The sequence below is a fragment of the Roseinatronobacter sp. NSM genome (assembly GCF_052379845.1).
Taxonomy (GTDB): domain Bacteria; phylum Pseudomonadota; class Alphaproteobacteria; order Rhodobacterales; family Rhodobacteraceae; genus Roseinatronobacter.
The window spans coordinates 23,219-30,898 of sequence record NZ_JBQTCF010000040.1 but is presented as its reverse complement, the minus strand read 5'-3'; the positions used below and the strand labels follow the sequence as shown (position 1 = coordinate 30,898).

Genomic DNA, 7,680 nt, shown 5'->3' with positions numbered 1-7,680 from the left:
TCAGCCGCAGAGTATGCGCTGCGGCGTCACCTTCCCGGATGCCGCCATATGTCCAGCGGGCCGAAATGTGGATGCGGATGCGTTCCTTCCAGTGCGCAACCTAGCCGCCGCGCAAGAACTGCGGATCGATGGTTTTCCGGCGCAATCAAACTCACGGCGGTTGTCCAGCCCAAAGTGTCATAGGCATGTGCGCGCGTCGCAATCGCAGCTTCAGCAGCGAACCCGTGCCCTTCGGCAGACCCATCCCATAACTGCCACGCGATTTCTGGTTCGGGCCAGCCTTTGGGGTAAAACGGCCCCGCAGCCCCAATGACCGCGCCGGTATCGCGCCGGAGCATGACAAACACCCCGTATCCGCGCATGGGCCAGTGGCCCAGAGTTATGCAAAAGCGGTTCCATGCCAGTATCCTGTCAGGTTGACCACCGGTGAAACGCGCGCGGTCCGACATGAAATAGGCCGCAAAGGCCGGAAAATCCTGCGCACAGGGCGCGCGCAGGATCAGCCGTTCGGTGTGCAGTTCCGAGGTGCCCGCCTGCATTGGCGTTAGCCCGCCATATGCACGGTTTTGACTTCCAGATAGTTTTCCAGCCCTTCCGGCCCGCCTTCGCGGCCCATGCCGGATTCGCGGTATCCGCCAAACGGGTGTTTGGGGTCCACGATCAACCCGTTCACAGTCAGCCCACCCGTGCGCATGCGCCGCGCGAAGGCAAAGCCGCGTTCGGGGTCCGCCGAATAGACCGCGCCATTCAACCCGTAGGGCGTGGCATTGGCCTTGCGCGCGGCGTCGTCTTCATCGCTATAGCCAATAACGGACACGACAGGCCCGAAGATTTCTTCCTGTGCAATGGCCATGTCGGGGGTGACATCCGTAAATACTGTGGGTTCGACATAGAACCCCTTGTCAAACCCGCGCGGGCGCCCGCCACCACAGGCCAATGTCGCCCCGCCAGCCCGCCCGGCGGCGATATACCCTTCAACCCGTTCGCGCTGCCGGCCCATGGCCAGCGGCCCCATTTGCGTGGCAGGGTCGGCGGGATCACCCAGTTTCAGCGCCTGAACGGCGGGCAGGAACATGTCCAGAAATTCGCGCTTGCGCGCTTCTGGCACCAGAAGGCGTGTCAGCGAAAAGCAGACCTGCCCTGTTATGGGCATGGAATAGACCATCAGGCTGGGCATTGCCTTGGCGAAATCGGCATCGGGCAACAGCACGGCTGCCGATTTGCCGCCAAGTTCCAGCGACACCCGCGCCAGCCGGTCGGAACACACCCGCATGATATGCTTGCCCACAGCGGTTGATCCGGTGAAGGCCACTTTCTCGACATCGCGGTGCCGGATCAGATGGTCGCCCGCCTCGCGCCCCGCGGGCACAAGGTTGAACACCCCGCGCGGCAAGCCCGCCTGTTCAATACATTCGGCCAGAATATACGCCTCCAACGGGGTTTCGGGGGACGGTTTGGCCACCATGGTGCAGCCCGCGGCCAGCCCAGCAGCAATTTTATACGACAACAGGACCATGGGGGCATTCCATGGCGAAATGGCCGCACAAACCCCCACAGGTTCGCGCAACACACGCACTTCGCCGCCATCATCACGGTGGCGGATATCGGTAAAAGCGTAGCTTTCGATCAGGTCTGCATAATGGTTGAACAGCGTGGCATTTTGCGGAACCAGTTTGCGCGTCAGGCTGATGGGTGCACCGACCTGGGTTGTCCAGGCCCATGCAATTTCATCCAGCCGCGCGGTAATCAGGCTGCCCACGCGGCGCAGATAACTTGCGCGTTCCTGCGCAGGCATGCGCGGCCATGGCCCGTCATCAAAGGCGCGGCGCGCAGCGGTAACGGCGCGGTCCATATCGGCCGCCGTCGCTTCGGGATAGCTGAACAGTTTTTCTTCGGTCACCGGCGAGATGACATCAAGCTTGCGCTCGCTTTGCGGGGCGGTCCATGCGCCATCAATGAAGAAGCTGTCGGGCGCTTTTACAACGCGCCCTTTGTCGAGTTTTACCATCTGCGTTTCCAAATCGTTTGTTCTATGCCAGCGGATGCGGGCGCATTAACCGACAACGCGGCGCAATCGGCCCGCGTTTTGCTGATGCGCCCATTCCGCACAGGTCTTTATTCCCCCAAGCGGGAAGAAATGCACCTGATCGGGCATGTTCGCAGGTTGACTGATGCGTGCATCGCGCAATTCCTGCAACATCTGGTCGGGGGTATAGGGCACCAGAAGTTTGCTAAGGTCGCGGGCGCGTTTTTTCAGCACATTCAGCGACGGGCCGACACCGCAGGCAATGGCAAATTTGATCAAGGTCTGCAATTTTGCCGGTCCGGCCAGCCCGACATGCACGGGAAGGGTGATGTCTTGCGCACGCAGTCGTGCGATCCAGTCAAAAACGGGCTGCCCCTCGAATGCAAATTGGGTGATGATGGCCATGTCAACGCCGGTGTCACGGGCATAGGCTTGTTTCCAGCGCAGGGCGGCGTCGGTTTGTTCATGCCCGCCATCTGCGTCAATATCGCGGTTGCCTTCGGGGTGGCCAGCGACATGCAGGCGGGTATAGCCCGCGTCCTGAAACGCGCCGGTTTGCAACAAGTCCATGGAGGAGGCGAACGCCCCTGCCGGTTTGGGAATACCCCCCGCCAGCACCAGCGCCTGATTGACGCCCGCTTCTGAACGATACTGGTCAAGCCAATCCTTCAGCGTGGCCAAGTCGGGGATGGACCGCGCGGGAAAATGCGGCATGACAGCGAACCCTTCGCCCTGCAGGCGGCGGGCTGTGTCGATCATTTCGCCAATGGGTGTGCCGTCGATATGCGCAATATAAACGCGCGTGCCAGTGGGCAGCAATGCGCGGAAATCCGGCACTTTGGCGGCTGTGCGCGGCATCACCTCGATTGACCAGTTGTCAAGAATATCGTCTGATGCCGGTGTCGCTTGATTGGTATTCACTATCGTCCCCTCCCCGCAAGATGCGTTGATGAATACATAGATATAGTGGAATAGCAATAAAAATCAATTTTAAGGCTGAAACATAAGTTTCATGTATACACGCCAGTGTTACCCAATCACCAGCCCCAGCGCCGCAAGTTGGGGGCCTTGGGCCGTGTGCACCGCGAAAATCTGCTGGACATTGGCGCGCGCCGCGCCAGTGTGTTCGCGTGCCAATGCTTCGGCGCGGCTGCCTTGGCGGGCGCTGATCGCTTCGATCATGGCGTGGTGCTGCGCATGGGCGGGCGCAAGTGTGGAGACAAGCGCTTCTATCTGCGTCTTGTAGGGCAGGAATGCGGACGGCGCGGCAAAAGGCAGCCGCACAACTCGCGCGATTTCTTCCTCCAGAACCTTGCTGCCCGCCAGCTTTGCCAATGCCAGATGAAAGGCGTCATTCAGTTGTGAATAGCTGTCAAGATCGGTGTCTTCCGGGTTTGCATGAAAACAGCAATCCAACTGCCCCAACAAGCATCTGATTTTTGCCATCTGTTCGGGGCATGGGCCACGTTCTGCGGCCAGTCGCGCGGCAGTGCCTTCCAGCACGCCGCGCAGTTCGATCATGTCAAGCACATCGGCCACGGCAAAGCTGCGCACGACAAACCCGCCGGACCTTGTGCGCACCAACAACCCTTCTTCGGCAAGCCGCGACAGGGCTTCGCGGACCGGGGTGCGCGAAACGGCCAGTTCTTCGGCAAGCGACACTTCATACAGGCGCGTTCCGCCGGAATAGTCCCCGTTCAGAATGCGCTGGCGCAGGGCGATTTGCGCGCGCAGGGCGTGCGTGCGCGCGCCTTGGCGGTTTGACACAGTGCCATCCATCGCGTCCCCCCCTGCCAGCTGGCGGTCCAATTAGTCGTCTTGCGCACGCTTGCGGCGGCGCGTGTCATCATAGCGTATATCGTCTTGCACCCGTTCCAGCAGGCGGTTCAGCCCCGGTGCATGGACAGTCTGTTCCAGAACCGATTCCAGCGCTTGCAACACGGCCCCGCGCGACCCTTCGACAGACCCCACTTGCGTGACGTTGATATTGCCGATCTTCTCGGCGGGTTTGACCATTTCGGCCACGATTTTGGGCATGGCTTCCAGTCGCGCCAACTCGGCCTCATGCGCCAGCGATTCCGGGGATCTGCTGTTCTCGGCCCTGATGCGCGCTTCCAGTGCCGTCGTTTCGGCGTGGCGCTGCTTCAGATGGGCCTGTGCGTCCAGATCTGCAGTTTCCAGCCGGTCGGCGGCGGTTTTGCGGTTGGTGGCGGCGGCAATCTCGCTGCGGCGCGCTGCGGCTTCGGCATCTGCTTCTGCGGCGATCAGCGACAGAACGCGGCGACGATGGGCCTCGGCCTCGGCGCGGGCGGTTTCCACGGCTTCCTGTGCGCGCACTGCCTCGGCGCGGGCCAGATCAGCCTCGGCCATGGCGCGGCTTTCTTCCTGACTTTTGTTGGCTACCATCACCGCGCGATCCTGTTCTGCCATTTCCAGCGCGCGGGCGCGGGTAATCTCTGCCTCGCGGATGGCCTGTTCGCGGGCAATGTCGGCGGCGCGAATGCCTTGTTCCATCTGGATGCGCGCTTCGGCGGCTGCGCGTTCGGCCTGCGCTTTCGCGCGCGCGACATCGGCAATCTGGGCGGACATCAGCGCTTCGACCTGTTGGGCCTGTGCAATTTCGGCGCGGCGTTCTTCCAGATCAATATCCAATTGGCGGCGCGCGGCTTCCATGGCGGCGCGGCGCACGCTAACCCGGGTTTCGCCCTCAATCTCGGCGCGGTCGCGTTTGGACTGCGCGATCACCTGTGTCAGTTTGCGCAACCCTTCGGCGTTGAAAGCGTTGTTTTCGTCCAGCGCCGCAAAAGGTGTCTGGTCCAGCGCGGTCAGCGCAACCGCGTCCAGTTGCAGGCCATAGCGCGTGACATGCGGGGCAATGGCATCACGGATGGCACTTGCGAATTCCGCGCGCGCTTCGTGCAGGTCATCCATGCTGGAACGCGCGGCCACAGCGCGCATGGCGTCAATGAACATCCCTTCGACAAGGGCGCGCAGTTCTTCGGGCTGGAAACTGCGGCGGCCAAGGGCCTGGGCCGCGCGGGCCACAGCCGCATCTTCGGGGGGCACCGACAAGTAGAATTCCGCGCCCACATCAATACGCAGCCTGTCGCGCGTGATCAGGGCATGTTCGCCCGTGCGCTGCACATCCAGCCGGATGGACTGCATATTGACGCGCGCCACTTCGTGAAACCACGGCAGCGACAGCACGCCCCCTTCGATTACAACACGCCGCCCGCCAATGCCGGTGCGCACCAGACTGACCGCGTTGCTGGCGCGTTCATAGAAGGCAGCGGCCAGCGCAACCAGCGCCGCCGCCACCACGATCAGTACGATGATCCAGAAAATAGTTGTCATCCTGTTGGTCCTCTCTCGCCAGCGTCGCTTATGTCAAAGCCCGTGCAGGCTGGTCATTATTCGGGCACTAAGCCCCCCGTCTGCGGCCAGATTGGCCCCTGTCAGGCCCTGTGACAGGTCCGACATCAGAAATAGTGCCGTGCATGCGGCGGTATTGGTGCCTGATGCGGCGTCCTGCCCGCTTTCGGCCACGATGTCCGGCGGCAAGCGCCCGTCATGGCTGGCAGGGGTCAGCGTGTTCACGCGGATGGCGCGATCTGCCCAGCGATTGCGCTGCGCCATGACCCATGCCTGCATGGCCCAGCCTGCTGTGCGGCCCGCGCGGTCGGGTTCGGCCAGAAGCCCCCAGCGCGTTACAAAGCCGCCCAGATCATCCCAGCGCAGCGCCATGGCTGCGCGCGTTTCGCCAAGCTGTGCCTGCCATGTCGCATGCGGGGGCGCGGCGCAGGCCAGCAGGGCTGCGCCATGGGCCAGTTTCGGCAAAAGCGCCTGCGCCAGATGGCGCGGTGCCAGAAGCTTGCGGGCCAGCGTCTGTTCCGGCCCGCCGGTTCCGGGGTCTGGCAGAAGGGCCAAGCCGTCAATCCCGTCAGGCAGGGCATGTGCGGCAGCATCAAGGGCTGCAGGGTCGTGCAGGTCTGCATGATACAGCGCGGCAAGCCCGTCAAACACCTTGCGGTCATCCACGCCCAGCACTTCGGCACCGGCATGTTCCGCGTGCAACGCCACGGCCCGCCCCAAACCGCTGCCGGACCCAAGCACCACCACCCGCTTGCCCGCAAGCAGCAGGGGCGGCACCTTGGCAAGGGGGGGCAATGCGGCTGTCATATCAGAACACCGGCGGGAAGGGACGGCCGCCACGGTCCAGCGTGATCCAGCGCGTTTCAGTAAATGTTTCCACCGACCAGCGCCCGCCATGCCGCCCCAGCCCCGACGCCTTGGACCCGCCAAAAGGCACATGCGGTTCATCATTCACGGATGAACAGTTCACATGGCACATGCCCGTTTCCAGCCGCCGCGCAATGGACAGGGCGCGGGCTTCGTCGTTGGTGAACACACCTGCGGACAGGCCGTATTCGGTGTCATTATTGATGGCGATGGCTTCTTCATCGGTGCGAAACGGGATGACCGGCACAACCGGCCCGAAGGTTTCGTCCTGATAGATCAGCATGTCAGGGGTTACGCCGGTCAGGATGGTAGGTTCGACGAAACGGCCATTCACGCCCCCGCCGACAACAACCTGCGCGCCCTTCGCAATCGCATCATCCAGCTGCGCCTTGACGCGCGCCACCTGCCGGTCATTGATCAGCGGGCCAATGACATTGGACTTGTCGGCGGTGTCGCCCACTTTCAGTTTTGCGGCGCGTGCTGCGAATTTCTCCAGAAACTCGGGGAAAATGCTTTCATGCACCAGCACTTTTTCGACGCTCATGCAGATCTGGCCCTGATGCATGAAGCTGCCGAAATTCGCGGCCTGCGTGGCGCGTTCCATATCGGCATCTTCCAGCACGATCAGGCTGTCCTTGCCGCCCAGTTCCACACAGCATTTTTTCAGATGCGCGCCGGATTTCGCGGCAATCGCGCGACCCACAGGCGTGGAGCCGGTGAAGGACACGCCCTTGACCAGCGGGTTTTCGATCATCTCGTCGCCCATTTCCGCGACCGTCTCGCGCGAACAGGTGATGACGTTGAACACGCCTGCGGGAATGCCTGCTTCGTCCAGCACCTCGGCGAAGAACAGGCCACCAAGATAGGGCGTATCCTCGGACGGTTTCAGAACAATCGTGTTGCCGGATGCCAGCGCGAAGGCAAAGCCGCGTGCGGTCAGAATGCCGGGAAAGTTCCATGGGCTGATCACGGAAATCACGCCCATGGGGACACGCTGCGCGGTAGACAGTTTGCCGTATTCGCTGGGCATGATTTCGCCTGATGCAGCATAAAGGATTGCGCTTGCCGAACGGAACACTTCGGGGATGTAATGCGCCTCAAACGCGCCTTTGCCATACCACCCGCCCCCTTCGGCCTGAATGGCGGCGATGAAATCGGGGGCGCGGCGTTCAAACACATCTGCAATGCGGTGCATCATTTTGGCGCGGTCGGTGTATTTGGTGGCGGCCCAGTCGGGGAATGCCTTATGCGCAGCGTCAATCGCGGCGCGGGCATCGGCGCGCGTGCCGTCAGGCGCTTCGGCCCACAGGCTGGCGTCATTGGGGTTCAGGTCAGCGAAGTTACGCGCGGCCTTGACCCATTGGCCACCGATATACATTCCGCGCAGGGTTTTGGGGTGTTTTGCATCAAGCATG

General features: G+C 62.2%; 7 protein-coding genes. All 7 read right to left on the bottom strand.

The window, feature by feature from the left end:
* Positions 1-26: 26 nt before the first annotated feature.
* Complete coding sequence (locus ACTZWY_RS17345; protein ID WP_444791968.1) at positions 27-539, bottom strand: GNAT family N-acetyltransferase; 513 nt, start codon at positions 537-539, stop codon at positions 27-29.
* Between the two features lie 5 nt (positions 540-544).
* On the bottom strand, positions 545-2,008 hold the full coding sequence (locus tag ACTZWY_RS17340; protein ID WP_444791967.1) for an aldehyde dehydrogenase: 1,464 nt from the start codon (positions 2,006-2,008) through the stop codon (positions 545-547).
* 45 nt (positions 2,009-2,053) lie between these two features.
* Positions 2,054-2,947, bottom strand: coding sequence for a methylenetetrahydrofolate reductase (locus ACTZWY_RS17335; RefSeq protein WP_444791966.1), 894 nt, complete (start codon positions 2,945-2,947; stop codon positions 2,054-2,056).
* Between the two features lie 108 nt (positions 2,948-3,055).
* Positions 3,056-3,835, bottom strand: coding sequence for a GntR family transcriptional regulator (locus tag ACTZWY_RS17330; RefSeq protein ID WP_444791965.1), 780 nt, complete (start codon positions 3,833-3,835; stop codon positions 3,056-3,058).
* Entirely contained in the window at positions 3,836-5,380 is a 1,545-nt protein-coding gene (locus tag ACTZWY_RS17325; protein ID WP_444791964.1) for a flotillin domain-containing protein, read from the bottom strand. It lies immediately after the preceding gene.
* A gap of 33 nt (positions 5,381-5,413) precedes the next feature.
* Entirely contained in the window at positions 5,414-6,205 is a 792-nt protein-coding gene (locus tag ACTZWY_RS17320) for a hypothetical protein (protein WP_444791963.1), read from the bottom strand.
* A gap of 1 nt (position 6,206) precedes the next feature.
* Positions 6,207-7,679, bottom strand: a complete 1,473-nt coding sequence (locus ACTZWY_RS17315; RefSeq protein ID WP_444791962.1) for an aldehyde dehydrogenase family protein — start codon at positions 7,677-7,679, stop codon at positions 6,207-6,209.
* Between the last annotated feature and the right edge of the window lies 1 nt (position 7,680).

Coding starts and splice junctions, on each gene's coding strand:
- ACTZWY_RS17320 (WP_444791963.1), bottom strand. CDS start 6,205: ATGACAGCCGCATTGCCCCCCCTTGCCAAGGTGCCGCCCCTGCTGCTT.
- ACTZWY_RS17325 (WP_444791964.1), bottom strand. CDS start 5,380: ATGACAACTATTTTCTGGATCATCGTACTGATCGTGGTGGCGGCGGCG.
- ACTZWY_RS17315 (WP_444791962.1), bottom strand. CDS start 7,679: ATGCTTGATGCAAAACACCCCAAAACCCTGCGCGGAATGTATATCGGT.
- ACTZWY_RS17345 (WP_444791968.1), bottom strand. CDS start 539: ATGCAGGCGGGCACCTCGGAACTGCACACCGAACGGCTGATCCTGCGC.
- ACTZWY_RS17340 (WP_444791967.1), bottom strand. CDS start 2,008: ATGGTAAAACTCGACAAAGGGCGCGTTGTAAAAGCGCCCGACAGCTTC.